Genomic DNA, 21143 nt, shown 5'->3' with positions numbered 1-21143 from the left:
TATCATAGCGTCCCGACTCAATTTCTCCTTATGTTTGAACACGTTAGTCATTTAGTCGGGTTCGTTCCGATTCTTCCATTGATCGGGGCGATTCTGAACGGATTTTACAGTTTCAGTGGGGCGAAACTGGTCCGTCCGATCGTGCATTGGATCGCCTGTGGTTCCCTTTTTCTCTCATTCGTCATCACCGCCGCGACCTTCTTTCATTTTCTCTCGCTTCCGACTGAATCTCGAGAGGTGACCGTGACCTTCTTCAACTGGATTACGACCTCGACCTTTTGGGTTGATGTTGCCTTTCTGGTCGATCCACTTTCACTGACGATGATGCTGGTCGTGACCGGTGTCGGTTTTCTGATCCATGTCTATTCGATCGGTTACATGGCGCATGATGACGGGTATGCCCGTTACTTTTCTTACCTGAATCTCTTCTGCTTCGCGATGTTGCTCCTCGTGATGGGATCAAATTTATTGATGTTCTTCATTGGATGGGAGGGGGTTGGGCTCTGCTCTTATCTGCTGATCGGATTCTGGTTTGCTGACAAGGAAAAGGCAGTCGCCGGTATGAAAGCGTTTATCGTGAACCGGATCGGCGACTTCGGATTCATCGTTGGAGTGCTCCTCCTCTTTTGGAGTCTCTACGAGGTTGGGTTCCCGACAATGAACTTTACAGAGCTTCGTGAGGCAGCCCCTCTCCTTGCCGGGAAATTCTGGTTGGGAGTCCCTGCTGTCACACTGATCACGCTCTTTTTCTTCGTCGGGGCGACAGGAAAATCGGCGCAGATTCCTCTTTATGTCTGGCTTCCCGACGCGATGGCCGGTCCGACACCGGTCTCTGCCTTGATCCATGCCGCGACGATGGTGACCGCCGGTGTCTATATGATCGCGCGACTCAATTTTCTTTATTCGATGTCTGCTTTTACCTTAAATGTCGTTGCCGTTGTTGGTTTTTTGACTGCTGCCTTTGCGGCGACAATCGCCTTCGCCCAAAATGATATCAAAAAGGTCCTCGCCTATTCGACGATCAGCCAGCTCGGTTTCATGTTTGGGGCGATGGGGGTTGGGGCTTATTCCGCCGGTATTTTTCATCTCGTCACGCACGCGTTTTTCAAGGCCTGTCTCTTTCTGGGATCGGGCTCCGTGATCCATGCCTTAAGTGGAGAACAGGATATGAGACGGATGGGAGGGCTCAAACATCATCTCCCGATTACATTTATGACCTTCTTTGTCGCGACACTCGCGATTGCGGGGATCTTTCCGTTCGCCGGCTTTTTCTCGAAGGACGAAATTTTGTGGCAGACCTTCAATCGAATCCCCGCACTTTGGGTGGTCGGTGTTGTTGCTGCCTTGGGGACAGCGATCTACATGTTCCGGCTCGCGACGCTGACTTTTTATGGAAAATTACGACTTGAGGGAGAGGCGCGTCATCATATCCATGAATCCCCCTTATCGATGACCTTTGTGTTGGTCACGCTCGCGATCCTTTCGGTTGTTGGTGGATTGCTCGGCTTTCCGGACGCCTTGGGGCATCTCTTTGGCCTTCACGAGAGCAACCTGATCCATCACTGGCTGTCAGAGGTGATGCCGGAACCGACGATGGTTCCTGAGTCTCTTCCGCATTCAGTTGAATATGGTCTCATGATCTTCTCCTTCGCTGTTGCTGCTTTTGGCTGTTATCTTGGATTTAATTTTTATACCCGTCGTGTCGATATCCCTCAAAGAATTGTTGCTTCTTATCCAAGGTTTTACAAATTGGTTTCCAATAAGTTTTATGTCGATGAATTGTATTTTGCCGTCGTTGTTCGGAGCCTGATGTGGCTCAAGGATTTTCTGGGGCGTTTCGATCTTGTTGTGATTGACGGCCTCGTAAACCTCTCTGCCCTTGGCACGAAATTGACCTCATTTGCCTCGGGGTGGTTTGATCGAACATTTGTTGACGGGGCTGTCAATAGTGTTGCCGACGGGACCTTTCTTGGCAGCGCCGGGAGTCGAAGGATCCAGACAGGACAGATTCAGAGTTATCTTTATTATGCGTTGGGTGCGGTGGTGGTGATATTACTGTATCGATTATTTTAATAAGGAGTCATTATGTTCCCATACCTATCCTTCATGACTTTTTTCCCACTCTTGGGGGCGATCATTATCCCCTTCTTGCCGAAGGGAAAAGATCATTGGGTGAAGTGGGTCGCCTTGGTGGCGACCATCCCTCCGCTCCTGGCAGCGGCAAATCTTTTTTTCCTTTTTGATCGAACAACGTCGGTAATGCAGTTTGTTGAAGGACCATTCGATTGGATCCCGGCATTTCATATTCAATACTATATGGGGATCGACGGAGTTTCTGTCTCGATGGTCCTTTTGACCGCCCTGATCTGTTTTATTTGTATTCCCGCCTCGTGGGGGATCGATAAACAAGTAAAGGGATATTTCTCCCTCTTTCTTCTTTTGGATGCTGGAATGATGGGGGTCTTCTGTGCCCTCGATTTTTTCCTCTTCTATGTTTTTTGGGAAGTGATGCTCCTGCCGATGTATTTTTTGATCGGGATTTGGGGCGGTCCGAGGCGCGAGTATGCGGCGATCAAGTTTTTTCTCTACACCCTTTTTGGCTCCGTCCTGATGCTTCTTGTCATGTTGGCCTTCTATTTCTACAGTGATGGGAACATCTTTAATCTTGTTCAACTTGCGGATCAGCAAAAGCATCTCGGTCCGCTGACATCACCTACCTTCCGTACCCTCTGTTGGCTCGGGCTTTTTATCTGTTTTGCGATCAAGGTCCCGACCGTCCCGTTTCACACCTGGTTGCCGGATGCGCATGTGGAGGCGCCGACCGCTATTTCAGTGATCCTGGCCGGAATCCTGCTGAAGATGGGGATCTATGGGATCCTGAGAATTTCATATCCACTCCTCCCGGATGCCACGATCTATTTTTCAGAACTCATGGTTGTGATCGGGATGATCAACATCGTCTACGGTGCGCTCTGTGCAATGGCTCAAAAGGATTTCAAAAAGTTGATCGCCTACTCTTCGGTCAGTCATATGGGATTCTGTCTCCTCGGCATGGCCTCTTTTACACCAGAGGGGATCAATGGGGCGGTCCTTCAGATGTTCAATCACGGCACGATCACCGCGATGCTCTTCTTGCTGGTTGGTGTGGTCTATGACCGCGCCCATACGCGTGACCTTGATGCGTTTGGGGGATTGGCGAAGTCGATGCCGCAGTATGCGACCGTGACGGCGCTCGCCTTTTTCGCTGCGCTTGGTCTCCCCGGACTTTCCGGTTTTGTGAGCGAAATTCTCTGCTTCCTCGGTGGTTTCAAGAGTTTTCGACTCTACACGATCATTTCTTCTACCGGTGTTGTGTTGACGGCCGGTTATATGCTCTGGACCTACCAGAGAATCTTTTTAGGGAAGCTGAATGAGAAGTATGCGACTCTCCCTGAGATCAATCGTCGTGAGATGTTTACGCTGGTCCCCTTGGGACTTATTGTGATTGCGGTCGGGATCTATCCTCGATTTATCCTGGATCTACAGAATATTTCTCTGACGGCGTTGAATAGCGCTTTAGAAGCCTGGAAAGTTGCTGGACTATGAAGAGTGATCTCCTGCTATTTTTGCCAGGTTTGGTTCTTGTCGGGACAATTGTTTTTCTCTTTCTAGTTGAGTTTTTTGGGGGAGAAAAAGGGAAGGAAGCTGTTCCTGTACTAGGGATCATCGGTCTTGTCTTGATGATGATCGCAAACGGTTTCCAGTACAATCTCACACCGATCCGCTACTTCTCCGGCATGGTCACCTTCGACGGGATGTCCTATTTTTTCAATTACCTTTTTGGTGGAGCGGCCCTTCTCGCGATCCTTTTTTCATTAAAGCAGAAGGAAGTCGTTCAGACGGATGAGACGAGTTATTACACACTGCTTATCGCGACGACGTTGGGGATGATGCTGCTTGCCACCTCTAATCACTTCTTGATGCTCTATCTCTCACTCGAATTTGTGAGTGTCCTCTCGTACATCCTGACCGGATATGTCCGTGGATCGCGACGCTCCTCAGAGGCGGCTTTAAAATATGTGATCTACGGGGGTGTTGCCTCAGGGGTGATGGCGTACGGCTTCTCTCTCTTGTATGGCTTAACAGGGGCGATGGAGTTCCCTGCGATAGCCGAGTACCTCCAGAACCATGCGGTGAATCGATCGGTCCTTTTTCTTTCGGTCCTGCTGATCATGGCAGGGATTGGATACAAGATCGCCTCTTTTCCATTTCAGATGTGGTGTCCCGATGTCTATGAGGGGGCCCCAACCCCCTTTACCGCATTTCTCTCTGTCGGTCCGAAGGCAGCCGGCTTTGCGATCCTGATCCGTTTCTTTTTGACCGCCTTGACCTCGCGAGGAGAACACGGGTTTGTCGATATCAAATTTTCTGGCTGGCCTGAGATGATCATGATGTTGTCCGTGGCGACGATGACTGTGGGGAATCTCGCCGCTATTGGTCAAAAGAATATGAAAAGGTTGCTCGCCTATTCGTCGATCGCCCATGCGGGGTATCTGCTGATGGGTTTCGCCGCCCTGAATGACGAGGCGTTACAGGCGATCCTTTTCTATCTCGTGGTCTACGTCATCATGAACCTCGGCGCCTTTTTGGTTGTGATTGTGGTTTCTCATCATTTGGATGTGGAGGAGTTGGATGGTTATAAAGGCTTGGGACGACGGGGCACACTGGGAACGCTTCTGGCGCTGGCGATGTCGATCTTCCTCTTTTCACTGACCGGCATTCCTCCTTTTGCCGGGTTTGTCGGGAAGTTTTATCTTTTTGGCGCGGTGATTCGATCGGGGCTTTACGGTCTGGCGATTGCGGGTGTCCTGAATAGCGTCGTCTCTCTTTATTATTATGTGCGGATTATCAAGGTGATGTATTTCGACCCTCCGACTGATTCGAGACCCTTTCCAACGCTGGTACCTCGTCATTCGACAATTCTCGTTGGGTTGGCATTTCTGACCCTCTATTTAGGAATCTTTTGGAATGGACTGGCGCGGTGGATAACCCAATCGAGTGGCTTGTTGCTATGAGCCCCTATATTTCTTTATTACTTCTTTTTTTATTTGGCGCCCTTGTCTCGGGTGGTTTTATTTTAGTCTCCCATCTCTTGGGTCCCCTCAAAAAGACTGAGGCCAAGATGCTTCCGTATGAATGTGGTGTGAATCCGGTCGATGAACCACGGCACCGCTTCTCCGTGAAATTTTATCTCGTCGCGATGATCTTCATCGTCTTCGATATCGAAGTCGTTTTTCTTTATCCCTGGGCGGTCCTCTTCAAGGAATTTGTTCGAGAGGGGATGGGACTTTTCCTCTTCGTCGAGATGGCGGTTTTTCTCGGTGTCCTTGTTGTCGGTCTTCTCTATGTCTACGGTCGCCGGGCACTGAAGTGGGAGTAAAGGGTTGATCCCACGCTTGACAAGGTAATCACTCGCTTCTACTCTTCATTTCATTATGTCCATGAAAGACCTCTTCGCCGGTGCGGTGATCACGACTCGCGTGAAGGAAGTGGTTGCCTGGGGACGGAAGAACTCCCTCTGGCCGATGCCGTATGCGACCGCCTGTTGCGGGATTGAATTCATGGGGACTGTTTCATCGTACTTTGACATCTCGCGGTTTGGTGCCGAGTTGGTTCGGTTCTCTCCCAGACAAGCGGACCTCCTGATTGTCTTGGGGACGATCAACTACAAACAGGCGCCGATCTTAAAGAGAATCTACGAACAGATGTGCGAACCGAAGTGGGTGATCTCGGCCGGTGCCTGTGCCTCTTCCGGTGGTTTTTATGACAACTATAGTGTTATCCAGGGGATCGATGAATTGATTCCTGTCGATGTCTATGTCCCCGGTTGTCCTCCACGGCCCGAGGCGATTTTAAACGGAGTGATGAAGATTCAAGAGAAGATTGTTGCAGAGGCAAGGGGCAAGGTTGTTGCCGCTTAAGGTATGATCCTACAGCAATTACAGGAGAAATTTCCTTTGGAGATTATCAAGACGGGTGAGGGGTATGGAAATCTCTTTGCCTTCGTCAAAAAAGAGAGATCCCATGAATTTTTCACCTATTTGCGGGACGAACCAGCCTTGAAATTTGAATTCCTGATCGACCTCTTCGGCGTTGATCGGCTGAAATTAAACGAATCCCCCCGATTTGAGGTTGTCTATCAGCTCTATTCACTGACCCATAACCATCGTCTGCGTGTCCATATCAAAGTGCCTGAAGAGGAGCTGGTGATTTCGTCTGTCGTCGATCTCTGGAAGGCGGCGGATTGGTCAGAGAGAGAGTGTTGGGAAATGTTTGGAATCCGTTTTGAGGGGCATCCGAACTTGAAACACCTGCTGCTCTTCGAGGGGTTTGAGGGGCATCCGTTGCGAAAAGACTATCCGATTAACAAACGCCAAAAAATTCCGATTCCTGGGGAGATTGTCTGATGAAGGAAATGGCCTTGAACATCGGTCCTTCGCATCCGGCGACCCATGGGGCGTTGCGGTTTTTCGTTGAGCTGGATGGAGAGACGATCAAAAAATCAAATGTCGAGATCGGCTACCTGCACCGTGCCTTTGAGAAACACTCAGAGGTGAGCACCTGGACACAGGTGATTCCCTACACCGATCGTTTGAATTACTGCTCCTCGATGATGAACAATGTCGGTTACTGTCGTGCGGTCGAGACACTTCTCGGTGTCGAGATTCCGGAGAGGGCCCGGTTTATCCGTGTGATTGTCTGTGAGCTGTCACGTATCATGGATCATCTCATCTGTTTGGGGGCCGCGGCGGTCGATCTGGGTGGGCTTTCGAATTTCTGGTACTTTTTCAATGTGCGAGAGGCGATCTACGATTTTACCGAAAAACTTTGTGGGGCCAGACTTACCACGAATTACACCAGAATTGGCGGGGTGATGAGGGATCTGACACCTGATTTTGCGGATGGGATCCGGAAGGTCCTGAAGGATCTTGGATCGGCGATTCGGGATGTGAGCCGGCTTCTGGAGAGAAATAAGATCTTTATGGATCGGACGCAAAAGGTCGGGATTATTTCGAAGGAGGATGCGATCAGCTGGGGTTTTACAGGCCCCTGTCTTCGGGCAACCGGTGTTCCCCATGATTTGAGGCGGGCGGAGCCCTATTATCATTACGATACCTTTGATTTCGAGATTCCTGTCGGAACTGTGGGTGATGTTTATGATCGACTGATGGTTCGATTTGAGGAGATGCGACAATCGGCAAGGATTATCGAACAGGCGTTTCGGATGATACCGGAAGGACCGGTTATGGTGAAGGATCCCCGCATTGCACTGCCACCGAAACAAGAGGTGTACCGGAATATTGAGGGTCTCATGAACCATTTCATGCTCCTGATGGATGGGATCAAGGTCCCTGCTGGAGAGGTTTATTCCGCGACAGAGGCGGCGAATGGCGAACTCGGTTTTTATATTATCAGTGATGGGGGAGGGAGGCCGTATCGGGTCCGTGTTCGTCCTCCTTGTTTCCTTCTCACCTCGGCATTCTCGAAGATGGTAGAAGGGGGGATGATTGCGGATGCGGTGGCGGTGTTGGGGAGTCTGAATATTATTGTCGGGGAGCTGGATCGATGAAACCAAATTTCACCGAAAAATCCGAACAAAAGATTCAGGAAGCCCTCTCGCACTATCCAACCCGCCAGGCGGCGCTGCTTCCGGTTTTCTGGATCGCGCAGGAGCAGTTTGGTTGGATTTCTCAGGAGGTCATGGAACTGATCGCGGCGCGTCTCGACCTCTCACCGGCCCACGTCTACGGCGTCGCGACCTTTTATACGATGCTCTACAAAAAACCGGTCGGGGAATATCACCTTCAGGTCTGTCGCACACTCCCGTGTGCCTTGATGGGGTCTGATTCGATCATTGGACATCTCAAAAAGAGACTCGGGATCGAGGATGGCGAAACCACCGAGGATAAGAAATTTACATTAACCACCGTCGAGTGCCTCGCCTCGTGTGGGACTGGGCCCGCAATGATGGTGAATGAGAAGTATTATGAGGGGCTGACGGCGGAAAAGGTCGATCAGATTTTGGAAAAATTGAAATAATGGAACTCGTTCTCACAAAAAATTTCTCCCTTCCCGAATCCTGGACCCTCGCGGTTTACGAGAAAACCGGTGGTTATCAGGCGGTCCGAAAGGCGCTCCAGATGAAGCCGGCAGATGTTATCAACGAGGTCAAGTCCTCCGGCCTTCGTGGGCGTGGTGGTGCCGGTTTTCCGGCCGGCATGAAGTGGGGGTTTGTCCCTCAAAATACCGGTAAGCCGACCTATCTCTGTGTGAATGCGGATGAGAGCGAGCCGGGGACCTTCAAGGATCGACCGATCTTGGAAAAAGATCCGCATCGCTTGATCGAAGGGGCGATGATCGCCTCCTACGCGATTCAGTGTCACACCGCTTATATTTATATCCGTGGGGAATTTGATCTTTCACTGAAGCGGATAGAAGCGGCTGTTCAAGAAGCGTATCGCAAAGGGTATCTCGGCAAAAATATCTTTGGGTCTGGCTACGATCTGGAAATTTACATCCATCGAGGGGCGGGGGCCTATATCTGTGGTGAAGAGACCGCTTTGATCGAGTCACTCGAGGGGAAACGCGGTTATCCGCGAATCAAGCCTCCGTTCCCGGCGGTGCAGGGACTTTTCGGATGTCCGACGGTCGTGAATAATGTGGAGACCCTGTCGTCGGTCCCTTTTATTATCGAGAAAGGGGCGGCTGCTTACAAGGCGATCGGGACCGAAAAAAGCCCAGGGGCAAAACTTTTTTCTATTTGCGGGCCTGTGAAAAAGCCGGGGGTTTACGAAGTTCCGCTTGGGACCCCGCTACGCACACTGATTCGGGAGTATGCCGGTGGGATGGCTGATGGAAAGGTCCTGAAGGCGGTGATTCCGGGCGGTTCCTCCGTCCCGATTCTGACCGCACAGGAGGTCGAAGAGGTGAATCTCGACTACGAATCGCTGCAGTCAAAAGGTTCAATGCTTGGATCGGGCGGGGTGATCGTTATTGATGAGGGGTATTGTATTGTGCGTGCCTTGATGAACCTCGCGCGGTTTTATGCGCATGAGTCGTGTGGCCAATGTTCCCCCTGTCGTGAAGGGACCGGATGGTCGTACAAGATTCTCAAACGGTTTGAAGAGGGGGAGGGGACAGAGCAGGATATCGATCTCCTGCTGGATATCGGCAAAAAGATGACCGGGATGACGGTATGCGTCCTGGCCGATGCGCTTGCGATGCCGATCGCCAGTCATATCGGGAAATTTCGCGAGGAGTTTGAGAATCATATCGGAAAGAGTTGCCCTGCTACCTCTTAACCTCAGCAACAAGCTTTTTCACAAATTCACCGAGATGCTTTGTTTGCATATCTTGGATCCAGTCAGCGGATAAAAGCAGATTCACATCGACGTAAAGTCGGAAGGAGATAACAAATCTCTCAGGATCAATTCTCCAGACTTCCGCTGTTCCTTCGAAGGCGTTGATATTTCCGGAGTCAGCCACGTATCGCATATCAATCCGCATCCCCTCATTGGGATCACCATGGTTCCCCCATTTTTTGACCTTAACCTTGATATCAAAGAAACGATTAAAAAATAACGGCGGCATTTTTAGGCCAACCCTCATCTGAAATGGCTTGCCTTCAAGATTGGGTTGGACGTCACCGACAATATCCGATTGGAGGCATTTAGGAGACCTCTGTTTCATCTTCGTCGCCTCAAGTCCCAAGATACGTGCCGCTTCGTCAATAGAAGCCGGCATGACCGCAACAAGATGGACAATTCTTCCATCGGTCCCCGGTTTTGGGGACGATTTCAGGAAGGTTTTTGGGTCGGCCAAGGTTGATTTTTCAGCCTCAGCGGGGTCGACTCTTTGTTTTCTGAGTAAAAGTCGATGCGGAACGTACCCTTTCTGAATTTGTTGCAAGGTTTCTTCAATCTCCCGATCGGGGATTGGTTTTTTGGGATCACCTAAAAAAGGACCTGTCCATCGGCAGGCCCTGGCAAACCCCCAAAGGAACTCTGGTTGTTGTGTTTGGAAGAGTCTTCCTTCTTGAACTAATTTGAAGTCCCGATCGATCTGATCCCACTTGGTTTGTCCCTCTCTTGCCTGGTCAATGACATTCAGGCATTGAGCGACCCCAAGGTCATAGGGATCGGTCGATGGGTGACCGAGCACCGCTTCGTACTTCTTCGATAGTGAAGTCGCTTCTGCCATGGACAAGGGATCTATCGTAGACTCTCATTCGAGAGTTGTTTGTTTTCAGCCGCCGCGTGCGGCCATGGATCCTTGACTGTTCTCTGAAGAGACCAGTTTCTCTCCACAGAGGGGTGGTCTTTCACAACCGCTAAAGCTTTGGTGGACAGGCGCTCGGAATCTATAAAAAAGTAAGTCCTTGACAAGGGACCTACTTTTTTGCGATTGTGAGGCATGATCACGGTGACACTCAACAAGGCGAAGGCGAGGTTGCATCAGCTGGTCGAGGCGGCCGAATCGGGAGAGCAGGTTGTCCTGATGCGCGGCTCCGAAGTGGTGGCCACTCTGGTTCCCCTCCACTCAAGGGACTTGCAGATCAACTCCCCGTTGACCGATGAGCAGGCAAAGCGCTTCTGGGCAGAACTGGAAGACGAGAGTCCCCGAACTTTTTCAAACCCTGCCAAGGCGATAACCTTTCTCAGAAAACAACATTCCTGAATATCCATGCAGATCAAACTGACGGAGAGTTTTCAACGGGATGTCGGCTCTTTGTCAGATGAAGAGCAAGCACAACTCTTCTCCGTCATGCTCAAGGTGCCAGCGGTCCTCAAGAACCCTCATCTCCACAGCGGACTCGGCTTGCGCAAGATTCATCGTTCTGGAGTTTTTGAAGCACGCATTGGTCTTGGATTGAGGGTGCTCTTTGGATTCGAACCAAACGCAATCAGCTTCCATCGTGTCGGGAACCATGATGATATCCAGCGTTACCTGAAATCCCTCTAATACTGCGTCTGGAGGATCTCCGAAACCGAGGTTTCTATCACGTTATCCCCGATCTCCGGAATGTCGGAGAGAAGATCGACCTCTTCAATCTTTGAGAGGATTTGATTGACCCGATTCGGACCATGCGGTCCATCGGCGTCTCCGTAGAGCATTTGCGTCCCCATGGTTGGCGGAACGAGATCCAAAAGGACAAAACGATTTCCAGTCAAGACCAGCGGGTCGGAGTAGACGTCCGCTTCATTGATCCCCTTAGCGGATCCTCCTTCTAATAAGATCTGGTTGTCGACGATACGGGGGCGTGTTTTTTTCTGAGTGTTTCGGGTCTCTATATAAATCGCATAGCCGCAACCGCTCTCGTACGCCTTGAGCCCGATCGTATTATTCTCGATCGCGATCTCTTCTTCTCGCGTGAAGATCCCGTTGTATCCATCTTCAATAACATTGCTGGAGATGACGCCGGTCGAATTCGAACTGCTGATCGGGATCCTGAAACTGATCAGGTGATTTTTCTCAAGGAGGAGGCAGCTACTCGTCATAACAATGCCACGCGAGATCACCTGCTGGGGTGAGTCTGATGGGACCAGAAAACGGTTATGGTAGGCATGTAGCGAGGTGCCGATCCCTTCAATCGCCGAACCATAATGCGTGTCTCCATACGTCTCCCATGTGACGACATCGAGGTTTGTCGAAATGACGTTGTGGCGCAGGATGACACGGGTGTTATTGACGATCTTGATCGTCGGCTCCCTGGTCTTTGCCCCAGTGATCTCAAATCCATCGATCAGTATCGGTTTTGATTTCGAATCGATTGAAAAATTGTTTGAAATGGAAAGGGAACCTTTTGTGAGTTGAATGACGGAAGGATGGCTGGAAAGGTCTCGTTCCCAGTTTTTCGGATCGAAGCCGCCGATCAGATACTGTCCCCCTCCGACAGAGAGACTCGGCTCCTCGTATGTGCCCCCCGCGACAAGGATTAGTGTTGGAGTCTTCGTATCTCTGGTTTTATCCAATGCCTCACTGAGGGCTCGAAACGGCGTCTCTTTTTGACCATCACCATCGGTTTGACCACCGACGTAAACAATCTCTCCCTTCCAGCTATTCGTATCGATTGAATTTGAATGTGGCCCGGGCCCTTCATCCAACTCGATCTTTTCAGGGAAACAGGTTGAAACAGGGGCGCTCTTCTCCGGATTCGGCTGCCATTTTTTCGTGGCCGGCTGTGGAGAGGAGGCCGGTAGCAGAGGCATCCCTCCCGTCGTGATTAATGGGAGTTCCTGAGACTCTTCGTCTTCTATTGAAGTATCTTCTGTTACCCCTTCTGAGGCGGTAATTCCAGGCTCCTGATCTTGATCATCTCCCGGCAAGTTCTCCAAACAACCGAGCAGGAGAAGCGGGATTGCTAAGAAAAATAAAATAGATCTCTGCATAAAACCGTTATATTAATTATATCGCTCTTCTTCAGAAAGCAGTTGCTGGCAAATACAGCTCGATCTATTTATTTGTTTTCTAGGGAAAACATGTAGAAAAGGTTGCCCATGCCCAAGCTAACGATTGACGGTAAACAAATTGAAGTCCCTGAGGGGACGAATCTGATCGAGGCAGCGCGCAAGGTTGGGGCCGAGGTCCCTCATTATTGTTACCACCCGAAGCTCTCGATTGCCGGGAACTGCCGGATCTGCCAGGTCGAGATCGAAAAGATGCCGAAGCTTCAGATCGCCTGTAATACAAAGGCGACCGAGGGGATGGTCGTACACACGAAGAACCCCCGAGTTCTTGAGGCGCGGCAGGGGGTGCTCGAATTTATTTTAGTCAATCATCCGATTGACTGCCCTGTCTGTGATCAGGCGGGTGAGTGTAAGCTCCAAGAGTATTACATGCAACATGACCTGAAGGTCTCAAGGATGGAGGAGGAGAAGGTTCATAAGGATAAGGCGATCCCGCTCGGTCCTCATGTGATGCTCGATATGGAGCGTTGTATCCTTTGTTCGCGCTGTATCCGTTTTTGTCAGGAGATCGCGCACGAGGACCAACTCTGTTTTATCGAGAGGGGAGATCATACGGAACTGACCTGTTATCCCGGCAAGGCACTCGGCAATCCATATTCATTGAATACGGTGGATGTTTGCCCAGTCGGTGCCCTCACGAGTTCCGATTTCCGATTCAAGCAGCGTGTCTGGTTTCTGAAGTCGACCGATTCGATTTGTCCCGGTTGCTCGACCGGTTGCAACATTAAGATCCAGCACAACAAAGGTATCATTTATCGCCTCCTCCCCCGCGAGAATCCGGAGGTGAACCAAGGCTGGATGTGTGACGAGGGGCGGATGACCTACAAAGAGGTCAATGAACCGAATCGCCTCCGGACGCCATTCGTTCGTACGGAAAAAGGATTAGAGGGGGTTCGGATGAAAAAGGCGATCGAGATGCTTGTTCAAATTTTTCGCGGGATCGATTCGAGCGCCATTGTCGGGATCGGTTCTGCCTGGGGAACCAATGAAGACAATCTTGCAATGATGGAATGTCTACGTGAGATCGGTGTCCAGGATTTTTATTTCCATGCAAAAGAGGTCGATCATCCTTCACAAGATCAATTCCTGATTTCACCAGATAAAAATCCAAATCGTGCCGGCGTTACCGCATTAGGGATGAATCCGATTCCGGCTTCCGATTTTCGGAGGTATCAGGGGTTTGTGATCCTGGGAGGGGTGGCTGAGTCGGTGATCCAACCGCTTTCATTTGAAAAGGGTCGAAAGGTCGCCCTTTTTGTGTCGCACCAGAGTTCCGAATACGAATATGCCGATCTCATTTTCCCGATCGCGAGCTGGGCCGAGTCCGAGGGAACCTTCACCAACAAGAAGGGGATGAGACAAGAAATCCTGCCTGCCTTCTCCCCACCCGGCGAGGCGAGGCAGGCCTCCGAAATTTTTAAGGAGATCCAGAGAGAATGGAAATCACCACCACATTAATCAAGGTCATTTTAATTCCCGTCATTGTTCTGAATTTTATCCCGCTGCTGATCTGGTTTGAGCGAAAAGGGGCAGCGTATATGCAGGATCGGCGTGGTCCGAATCGCGCCAGTATTTTCGGGATTCGTCTTGGTGGGATGCTTCATAATCTGGCCGATGTCATCAAGCTCCTGACGAAGGAGGAATTTATCCCGGCAGGGGCGAACAAGTTTTATTTTGTCTTGGCCCCGTTCCTCACGATGTTTATCTATTTCGTGACAGTCGCCGTGATCCCTTTTGGAGATGAGCTGCAGCTTGGGAAGTGGAAGATTCCGCTCCAGGTCGCTGATCTGAACGTCGGTGTTCTTTACCTCTTCTCGATGAGCTCGCTCGCTATTTATGGGATCCTGTTGGCGGGGTGGTCCTCGAACAACAAGTATTCCTTTCTTGGAGGACTGCGTGCCTCGTCTCAGATGATCAGCTATGAGGTGGCGCTCGGACTTTCGATCGTTTCCATCTTCATGCTTTCGGAGTCTGTGAGTCTCGGCGAGATCGTCCGTTCTCAGGGGACGGCGCCCTGGAACTGGTATTTTCTGAAACAGCCGCTCGCCTTTGTGCTCTTCGTCATGGCAGTCTTTGCCGAGACGAATCGGATCCCTTTTGACCTCCCTGAAGGGGAATCGGAGTTGGTCGCCGGTTTTCATGTCGAATATTCGAGCATGAAATTCGCCCTCTTTTTTATGGCCGAGTATGTGGCGATGGTTGTTGCTTCTGCCGTGATTGTCTCGCTTTTCTTCGGCGGTTGGCAGGTCCCATTTCTTTCGACGGAGATGTTAAAAGAAGGGGCCTCCTTTTATCTGAGAATGGTCCTTCTCGCGGCAGGCGTTATTTCGATCCTGGCCGGTCTCCTTCTGCTGTCGAAGTTCCGACGTGGAAAATATCGAGACCTTCGTGACTATGAAGTGTTTGTTTTAGGGATTCCGGCGATCCTTGTCGGATTCGGTTTAGGATTTTATCTCTATTATGTAGGGGTCCCGATCCTGCCGGATTGGGCACGATCGGTTTTTGCTGCCGCCTGTCAAATGGGGTCCTTCCTCACGAAGGTGACGCTTTTCTGTTTCTTTTTTGTCTGGGTCCGTTGGACGCTGCCACGATTTCGTTATGATCAGGTGATGTCCTTTGGGTGGAAGGGGCTGTTGCCACTTGCGCTTTTCAATATCATCGCAACAGGCGTTTATCTTCTTTTTACAGTTTAAGAGGTGACCGTTTGAAAGAAAACTTTACTTTTTTTCCTATTGTGGCATTTTGACACTCTCTAGAAATAGAAAAACAAGGAGGAATCATATGAAATCAATCGTCATTCTCGGCGTTGCCATTATGGCATTAGCCGCATGTGCCGCTGGCCCCAAGTGGGACAAGATTGTCCCCGGCATGACGGGTCAGATGGTCATGACAGAGATGAAGGGGGGTCCATCACGGATCGATCCTTATGCCGAGGGGTATTCGGCATGGTTTTACGGTGAACACAGCTGTATTTTGATGCAAGACGACAAGGTTGTTTCCAAAGAGCTCTCTGAGGAAAAGGGTGGGATCAGGCTCTTTAAGCTAGGGGCCTCGAAGGAGATCAAAAAGGCCGGTTGTGTCCCTCCAGGCCAGCAGCGTGCGGTCAGGGGTGGGACAGTTGAGCGCGGGACGGCGACACCATTCGGGACAATCAAGCAGTCAGAGGAATAAGCCACCACTAAGTTTTGCTGTTCTTAATCGGGGTAGCTTCTATAAGCTGCCCCGATTTTTTTAAGTCACTTAGCAACCAATTTTCTCTCTCGTCGATACACCAACTGTCCAATTTTTATGCCAGCTATCTCTACTAAACCACTATTTAGTATCGTTGCCTCTGCCGCTACCACGCGGCTGGCGGGAGAACCGGTTGAACGTTTTGTCAGGCGCCTCGCTCGGATGGTTGATGAGGGGGGATTTGAGCTGGTTCAAGGCCCCAAGGCGAATCCTTGGCTCACACTGATCCATGCCGCTCCCGGTGAGCCCCATGCCCAACCTGGGCCCTTCAGAATTCCCTATTGGGTTCGATTTTCAGCAGAAAGGGTGAGGCCAGACAAATTGGATTTCCAACTTCGACGTGAGGCGGATCGTCTCGTGCAGGAACTAAGGACACTGATGCATACACGCACAATGCGGAAGGATACCGATCTGGAGGCCTTACGCACAGCCCTTTATGGCAACTCCATTGTCCGGGTGTTGGAGAGGAATCGTACCCTTAGGGCCAAGGGTCCCCAGACATTTGATTGGAGGAATGTTGTCGCCGGCGGAGTCGGGACCGCGATACGATCACTGGCAGAAATCCCTGCGGCGAGACGGGTATGGGATGTCGAGAGATCTGTTGATGCGACCTTAGAGCTTCTTGAAATGGGGGCGGTCGGAAGTAATCCTTTAATTCATGCGGCGAATTTACGACATGTCCTGGAACGTCTCGGCGATTCGACACTCTCAAGCAGGATTGAGCGTGCAGCAAGGATCGCCGGCAAGACACCTCCAGCAGCAGCCTTTCAAGGTCGACCCTCCCTTCCACCATGGCATGGTCGTCCCGACTCAAAACCTCTTACTTGGGATGAGCCGGTTCGATTACTCCCGATAGGAGAGACCTGTTGGGTAATTGGTAGCTCGAAGGAGCTTATGGGATACCTGGCCCTCTTTGCCCGTGGGGTTTTGGGTTAGCTTTCCGTCCGAAAATCAAACGCTCCGTCCGATTTTCGGACGCTCACCATTTTTAATAATCATTATTTTTCAAATAGTTAAGTTTGGCACGCCGTTTGTATTCCCTTCTCAAGAAAGAAAGCAAAGAAGGCAATGAAAGCAAGCAACATGAAGCGGGTACAACCGATAATTCAATCACGCGTTTTAAGAATTGAGGGATTCATGCGATTCGTTAGCTGGGTTGGTTCTTTACTGATCTTATTTTACTCCATTTATCCGTCTTTCGCCTCTGCAGAGGGCACCAAAAAAATTGCCGTTCTGGAGGTCTATTCATCAGGGAGCGAGGGGTCGTTGGTCAGGAAGATGGCCGATCGGGTTCGGCATGACCTCGCACGTGAGACCTCTCTCGTTGTGCTGAGTCGTGAGGAGACCGCTCGGGGTTTGGGTCAACTGGTCAAGGAGCAGGGGGATTCCGATCAGGAACTTTCCCAGATCATCCGAAAGTCGACCGATGCCTACTACCGGATGGAGCTCGATCTCGCGAAGAGTCTTCTGAAGAAAAAAATCCGAGAGATTGAATCCGGCGAGCTGAAGGCGATCGAGATTCATGACCTCGTGCCGGCTTATATTCTTATGGGGACGATCCATCTCGCCTTTCAGGAGACGACGGAGGCGATTCGTGCCTTTCGAGAGGTGGTTCGTCTCTCTCCGGAGACTGTCTTAAACGAACGGGATCATTCACCTCGTGTCCGGGCGACCTTCGAACGGGCAAGGCAGGAGGTCTCGGATGGAAAATTTTCAGTTGGGGGGTTGAAGGTGAATGCCGATCAAAAGAAGACAGAGGTTTTTCTCGATGGGAATTTCAGAGGGGTCGCCCCTCTGCGACTGGAACAACTTGTTTCCGGCCGACATTATCTGATGTTGAAGAGGGAGGGGTACGAGCCGACGGTCACACCGGTTGAGATCCCTTCCGGCGGAATCCTCGAGCATTCATTTTCGCTTCAAGAGGAAAAGCTCGACCAGCAGCCGACGGATGCTGGGATCCTTGTTTCCGGTTCAGAGTCTCAAGAAGAGATCGTTCGCAAGGGGGTGATCGCCGGTCAGTGGCTGATGGTTCAGCAGGTTGCCCTTTTGCAGGTTTCCGAGGAGAGCGGTTCTTTGTCTATCACGTTGGTCAATCTCTCCAAGCCAGGAAGCTTTGTCCAGAAGAGGGGGACATTCTCAAATCATGATGAAGCGGTGGAAGAGGGGAGTCGACTCGTCCTCGCGCATTTTTCAGATTCGACCTACGTCGTACAGAATAAGAACAGCTTTCAACCGGTTGTGACCCCCGAAAAAACAGTGAAGGGAGGAAAACCTTTCTGGAAGAAACCGGTCTTCTGGATTGTGGGGGGACTTCTCCTTGCCGGGACAGGGACCGGTCTCGGGCTCGCCTTGGGTGGCGGAGTAGGGGGTGGTGGTGACGGTACCTCAATCTCAGTCGAACTGCCGGCACCTGTGTTGGAGGCGAAATGAATAAACGGTTACTTCTCTTTGCCTTAGTCCTTGCGGAAGGATTGCTTGCCTCCTGCGGCGGCTCTTCAGATCGGGAAGGGGCGTTTCAGTCTGTCCCGCCGGCAAAACTTACAGCCCTCGGTGTTCCACTCTCCGCCTATGTTGTTACCTCCATTGATCCCGGTCGGAAGTTCAGCCTGACCTTGGATAGGGCGACGAACCGGTTCACCGGTTCGGTTGAGGTCCCGACAGGTGAAACGTTTGACCTGACTGTCGTCTATGAGGCTGAAGAGCCGGACGGAGAGTTGGTACAGATCGCTCATTACATCCGTAGAGGACTTGTTGCTTCTGGCAGCTCAATGGATGTCAAGTATCAGGGAGATGAACAGAACTGGCAGACACTGTTTGACCTGACTCCTGGGGTCCCGAATGACCTCAATCTGGATGGGGATGCTTACAACAACTTGATTGAGGTTGGTTATGGGAGCGATCCCCGTTCTACGGAAAGTCTCCCACGAGGAGCAAGGGTCAGCGGTTCTCGGGACGATCCGTTGGGCGTAAATCCCTCCGTCGGTCTCCCGCCTTCGGGTTCCGATCCGATTGCTGCCCTTCGGGGTGAGGTAGAACTGATCCTCGAGGCTGAGACCCCTTTTGATCTGAAATCAATGGAGGTGGTCTCTCCTCACTACGGATTTGAGCTGCTTTCCACCAACTTCGATGACAAACAACTGAAGATCAAGCTCAACACCCTCCGGTTTGTGGCAGGGCCGAATGTTGGGCAGATCTCCTTGACCGTCCGGGTGACCGATGAGTTCGACATTGTCCGTGATACGATCCTGACTTTCGCTGCCTATAACCCGATCGACAACCTTGGGCCTGCTATCCTCGAGTCAGGTCTCACAGCCGACCAGATCATTCGGGATAAGTTGAGCTTTGGCCTGGAGGCAAACGACCCCTCCGGGATCAGTTCTGTTTCGGTCCTCCTGCGGAATCAGGACAACCCGTTCACCGTAACGGTTCCGTTGACCGATCAGGATAGTTCCACCACGCGCTTTTCGGCGTCGGTCGATTACCTGGTGACCGATCTTCCCGATGGGGCGTATCAGGTGGAATTGGTTGTAGCAGATTCTTTGGGGAATACCGATCGCAAGACTGTTCCCGTAAGACTCCAAAACAGCGCTCCTGTGACCGTTTTCGGAGCGGTCGCGAGATTGTTGTTGGATAGCAGTCCGACCTCCGGTCCGGTTGCTGAAACTGCCGCTTTGCAACTCGATGCTTCCCTCTGCGATGGGCCGTTTGATTCCCAGTCGAAGATCTACAGCTGGTTGTGCAGCGATTCTTCAGGGTTTAATTTCTCCGGATTAGGTTCCATTGTTTCCCTGACTCCCCCGAATGTCACCGCTGCCCAGCGCTCGCGTCGGGTCAGTTGTGTCTTGACCTTTACCAATGGGAACTTTCGGGATCAGGCCCAGGTCGATTTTGATGTGACAGTTGTCAACAACCCACCCAGCATTTCAGGCGTGACCTTCAGCCCGACCAATGGATCGGCAATCCAACCCCAAAATTTTACTATCGGCTGGACTATTTCTGACCCTGATGGCGACAGATTAACCTCCACGGTTGCCTTGACACCGGAAGGGAATAGTAGCCCTACGATCACCTGTTCCAATATTTCAGGATCATTCCTTGAAGGAGGCTCTACGACAAACTGTTCCCTCTCCTTAGTGGATCGAAAGACTTATGGAGAATTGGCAAGCCCACTAACCCTTGCGGCGAGGACTCGTTATACCGTTACCGTGACAACCTCCGATAACATCTCTCCCGTCTCCGCTTCTACTTCCGGTATTGTTACGGACGACAACCTGATCGGCTGGTGGAGACTCGATGAAGGGAGCGGAACGACAACTGAGGATTCGAGCGGGAACGGGAATAACGGGACACTCATCGGATCACCGGACTGGGCTGACGGTTCCCTTCAATTTGACGGGGTGAATGATTACGTTGAGATTCCCGATAATCCCCTCTGGAATTTTGGTTCAGGCGATTTCGCGATCGAGCTTTGGGCAAATTTCAGTGATCTCGCCGCTATTCATAACCTGATCGGTCAATCCAATGGAGGGGGATCCCAGGACAAGTGGGGGATCGGCTATAACTATCCCCTGACCGGAGGGATCGGCTTTCACATGCAGGGGAGTATTGCAGAAGATCTTGGGGCCACCGCCTCCCTGTCAACGGGTGAGTGGCATCAGATCGTGCTGGTGAGGGATCGGGATCGGTGGGAGTTTTATCTGGACGGGGAGAAGATCTCCTCGGAGTTTTTCACCGGTTCGGTACCGAATTCGACATCGACGCTGAAGATAGGGGTGGATGGGGAGTTGTGGCGATATTTTCAGGGATCCCTCGATGAGATCGCGATCTACAACCGGGCACTGACGGTCGATGAGATCCGGCAGTCGTGTCGACGTACCTCGTCCTCCGTAGCCTCCGGCGAAGGAGGATGCCCCGATCCCCGCGAACCAATTATTCTCACCCCACTCCCAAATCAGGTCCTTCCGCCCACTCGCGCCTACTGGAGCTGGAGGGGGGAGAGGGGGAGGGAGGGGGAGTTGCTTTATGATGATTTGGAGTATTCGGTGACTTTCAAAGAATTGAGACAGGGTATTTTCCCGTGGATCGGTCCAATTGACAGAGGCAAAACCACCACTGGTTATCTTATTGAACCATTTAATCCTGCAACGCAGTTTGATACCGATTTTGAGTTAAAGGTAACCGCGACTCAGGGTAGTCAAACGTTCGACTTCACCCGCCTCTTTTCGACCGACAACTCAGTGGTCGGGTGGTGGTCGTTTGATGAGGTTTCTGGCACAGGAGTTGGCGACCTCAGCGGGAACTCACCGCTGAATCAGGGGAGTCTCTACGGTCCTCTCTCTTCCTCCAGATGGCGGAATGACGGGATTCTTGAGACCGCCCTCCGGTTCAATGGACAAGAGAATTATA

Annotated in this window: 19 protein-coding genes; 17 read left to right on the top strand and 2 right to left on the bottom strand. The window is 51.2% G+C overall.

Going from position 1 to position 21143, the window contains the following annotated elements; all coding sequences use genetic code 11:
• Positions 1-30 precede the first annotated feature (30 nt).
• The 9 genes from nuoL to nuoF are packed head-to-tail and all read left to right on the top strand — an operon-like array spanning position 31 to position 9341.
• Complete coding sequence (gene nuoL / locus HYT76_00095; protein ID MBI2081946.1) at positions 31-2073, top strand: NADH-quinone oxidoreductase subunit L; 2043 nt, start codon at positions 31-33, stop codon at positions 2071-2073.
• A gap of 12 nt (positions 2074-2085) precedes the next feature.
• Positions 2086-3585: an NADH-quinone oxidoreductase subunit M gene (locus HYT76_00090; protein MBI2081945.1), complete on the top strand. Its 1500-nt coding sequence runs from the start codon at positions 2086-2088 to the stop codon at positions 3583-3585.
• Entirely contained in the window at positions 3582-5054 is a 1473-nt protein-coding gene (locus HYT76_00085; protein MBI2081944.1) for an NADH-quinone oxidoreductase subunit N, read from the top strand. The genes HYT76_00090 and HYT76_00085 overlap by 4 nt, the downstream gene beginning before the upstream one ends.
• The gene (locus HYT76_00080; protein ID MBI2081943.1) at positions 5051-5419 is read left to right on the top strand and encodes an NADH-quinone oxidoreductase subunit A; all 369 of its coding nucleotides are present in this window, start codon (positions 5051-5053) and stop codon (positions 5417-5419) included. Before HYT76_00085 ends, HYT76_00080 begins: the two co-directional genes overlap by 4 nt.
• Before the next feature lie 55 nt (positions 5420-5474).
• The gene (locus HYT76_00075; protein MBI2081942.1) at positions 5475-5960 is read left to right on the top strand and encodes an NADH-quinone oxidoreductase subunit B; all 486 of its coding nucleotides are present in this window, start codon (positions 5475-5477) and stop codon (positions 5958-5960) included.
• Between the two features lie 3 nt (positions 5961-5963).
• The gene (locus tag HYT76_00070; GenBank protein MBI2081941.1) at positions 5964-6446 is read left to right on the top strand and encodes an NADH-quinone oxidoreductase subunit C; all 483 of its coding nucleotides are present in this window, start codon (positions 5964-5966) and stop codon (positions 6444-6446) included.
• Positions 6446-7609 carry an NADH-quinone oxidoreductase subunit D gene (locus tag HYT76_00065; protein ID MBI2081940.1) on the top strand — a complete coding sequence of 388 codons (1164 nt, stop codon included), beginning with the start codon at positions 6446-6448 and terminating at the stop codon, positions 7607-7609. Before HYT76_00070 ends, HYT76_00065 begins: the two co-directional genes overlap by 1 nt.
• The gene (gene nuoE / locus HYT76_00060; GenBank protein MBI2081939.1) at positions 7606-8079 is read left to right on the top strand and encodes an NADH-quinone oxidoreductase subunit NuoE; all 474 of its coding nucleotides are present in this window, start codon (positions 7606-7608) and stop codon (positions 8077-8079) included. Before HYT76_00065 ends, nuoE begins: the two co-directional genes overlap by 4 nt.
• Positions 8079-9341 carry an NADH-quinone oxidoreductase subunit NuoF gene (gene nuoF, locus HYT76_00055; GenBank protein ID MBI2081938.1) on the top strand — a complete coding sequence of 421 codons (1263 nt, stop codon included), beginning with the start codon at positions 8079-8081 and terminating at the stop codon, positions 9339-9341. The genes nuoE and nuoF overlap by 1 nt, the downstream gene beginning before the upstream one ends.
• On the opposite strand, the gene HYT76_00050 is transcribed toward nuoF, so the two are convergent.
• Entirely contained in the window at positions 9331-10239 is a 909-nt protein-coding gene (locus HYT76_00050; GenBank protein ID MBI2081937.1) for a hypothetical protein, read from the bottom strand. The two genes, nuoF and HYT76_00050, sit on opposite strands and share 11 nt — an antisense overlap.
• 213 nt (positions 10240-10452) lie before the next feature.
• Between HYT76_00050 and HYT76_00045 the strand changes: the two genes are divergently transcribed.
• On the top strand, positions 10453-10716 hold the full coding sequence (locus HYT76_00045; protein ID MBI2081936.1) for a hypothetical protein: 264 nt from the start codon (positions 10453-10455) through the stop codon (positions 10714-10716).
• A gap of 6 nt (positions 10717-10722) precedes the next feature.
• Positions 10723-11001 carry a hypothetical protein gene (locus HYT76_00040; GenBank protein ID MBI2081935.1) on the top strand — a complete coding sequence of 93 codons (279 nt, stop codon included), beginning with the start codon at positions 10723-10725 and terminating at the stop codon, positions 10999-11001.
• On the opposite strand, the gene HYT76_00035 is transcribed toward HYT76_00040, so the two are convergent.
• On the bottom strand, positions 10998-12428 hold the full coding sequence (locus HYT76_00035) for a DUF1565 domain-containing protein (GenBank protein ID MBI2081934.1): 1431 nt from the start codon (positions 12426-12428) through the stop codon (positions 10998-11000). The two genes, HYT76_00040 and HYT76_00035, sit on opposite strands and share 4 nt — an antisense overlap.
• Positions 12429-12536: 108 nt before the next feature.
• Between HYT76_00035 and HYT76_00030 the strand changes: the two genes are divergently transcribed.
• The 6 genes from HYT76_00030 to HYT76_00005 form a co-directional block, all read left to right on the top strand.
• The gene (locus tag HYT76_00030) at positions 12537-13964 is read left to right on the top strand and encodes a (2Fe-2S)-binding protein (protein MBI2081933.1); all 1428 of its coding nucleotides are present in this window, start codon (positions 12537-12539) and stop codon (positions 13962-13964) included.
• The gene (locus tag HYT76_00025; protein MBI2081932.1) at positions 13943-15199 is read left to right on the top strand and encodes an NADH-quinone oxidoreductase subunit H; all 1257 of its coding nucleotides are present in this window, start codon (positions 13943-13945) and stop codon (positions 15197-15199) included. Before HYT76_00030 ends, HYT76_00025 begins: the two co-directional genes overlap by 22 nt.
• 88 nt (positions 15200-15287) lie before the next feature.
• Positions 15288-15677: a hypothetical protein gene (locus tag HYT76_00020; protein MBI2081931.1), complete on the top strand. Its 390-nt coding sequence runs from the start codon at positions 15288-15290 to the stop codon at positions 15675-15677.
• A gap of 117 nt (positions 15678-15794) precedes the next feature.
• Complete coding sequence (locus tag HYT76_00015) at positions 15795-16673, top strand: hypothetical protein (GenBank protein ID MBI2081930.1); 879 nt, start codon at positions 15795-15797, stop codon at positions 16671-16673.
• A gap of 201 nt (positions 16674-16874) precedes the next feature.
• On the top strand, positions 16875-18167 hold the full coding sequence (locus tag HYT76_00010; GenBank protein ID MBI2081929.1) for a PEGA domain-containing protein: 1293 nt from the start codon (positions 16875-16877) through the stop codon (positions 18165-18167).
• The coding region (locus HYT76_00005) for a LamG domain-containing protein (GenBank protein MBI2081928.1) at positions 18164-21143 on the top strand (2980 nt) is incomplete at its 3' end. The genes HYT76_00010 and HYT76_00005, both read left to right, overlap by 4 nt.

The organism is Deltaproteobacteria bacterium, from assembly GCA_016180845.1.
Taxonomy (GTDB): Bacteria; UBA10199; UBA10199; order JACPAL01; family JACPAL01; genus JACPAK01.
This window is presented reverse-complemented; position numbering and strand designations above follow the sequence as displayed.

Bases quoted from the DNA above. Each gene is read 5' to 3' on its own strand.
- HYT76_00045 (MBI2081936.1), top strand. From the start codon at position 10,453: ATGATCACGGTGACACTCAACAAGGCGAAGGCGAGGTTGCATCAGCTG.
- HYT76_00020 (MBI2081931.1), top strand. From the start codon at position 15,288: ATGAAATCAATCGTCATTCTCGGCGTTGCCATTATGGCATTAGCCGCA.
- nuoL (MBI2081946.1), top strand. From the start codon at position 31: ATGTTTGAACACGTTAGTCATTTAGTCGGGTTCGTTCCGATTCTTCCA.
- HYT76_00040 (MBI2081935.1), top strand. From the start codon at position 10,723: ATGCAGATCAAACTGACGGAGAGTTTTCAACGGGATGTCGGCTCTTTG.
- HYT76_00035 (MBI2081934.1), bottom strand. From the start codon at position 12,428: ATGCAGAGATCTATTTTATTTTTCTTAGCAATCCCGCTTCTCCTGCTC.
- HYT76_00065 (MBI2081940.1), top strand. From the start codon at position 6,446: ATGAAGGAAATGGCCTTGAACATCGGTCCTTCGCATCCGGCGACCCAT.
- HYT76_00015 (MBI2081930.1), top strand. From the start codon at position 15,795: ATGCCAGCTATCTCTACTAAACCACTATTTAGTATCGTTGCCTCTGCC.
- nuoE (MBI2081939.1), top strand. From the start codon at position 7,606: ATGAAACCAAATTTCACCGAAAAATCCGAACAAAAGATTCAGGAAGCC.
- HYT76_00070 (MBI2081941.1), top strand. From the start codon at position 5,964: ATGATCCTACAGCAATTACAGGAGAAATTTCCTTTGGAGATTATCAAG.
- HYT76_00085 (MBI2081944.1), top strand. From the start codon at position 3,582: ATGAAGAGTGATCTCCTGCTATTTTTGCCAGGTTTGGTTCTTGTCGGG.
- HYT76_00030 (MBI2081933.1), top strand. From the start codon at position 12,537: ATGCCCAAGCTAACGATTGACGGTAAACAAATTGAAGTCCCTGAGGGG.
- HYT76_00090 (MBI2081945.1), top strand. From the start codon at position 2,086: ATGTTCCCATACCTATCCTTCATGACTTTTTTCCCACTCTTGGGGGCG.
- HYT76_00050 (MBI2081937.1), bottom strand. From the start codon at position 10,239: ATGGCAGAAGCGACTTCACTATCGAAGAAGTACGAAGCGGTGCTCGGT.
- HYT76_00075 (MBI2081942.1), top strand. From the start codon at position 5,475: ATGTCCATGAAAGACCTCTTCGCCGGTGCGGTGATCACGACTCGCGTG.
- HYT76_00010 (MBI2081929.1), top strand. From the start codon at position 16,875: ATGCGATTCGTTAGCTGGGTTGGTTCTTTACTGATCTTATTTTACTCC.
- nuoF (MBI2081938.1), top strand. From the start codon at position 8,079: ATGGAACTCGTTCTCACAAAAAATTTCTCCCTTCCCGAATCCTGGACC.
- HYT76_00025 (MBI2081932.1), top strand. From the start codon at position 13,943: ATGGAAATCACCACCACATTAATCAAGGTCATTTTAATTCCCGTCATT.
- HYT76_00080 (MBI2081943.1), top strand. From the start codon at position 5,051: ATGAGCCCCTATATTTCTTTATTACTTCTTTTTTTATTTGGCGCCCTT.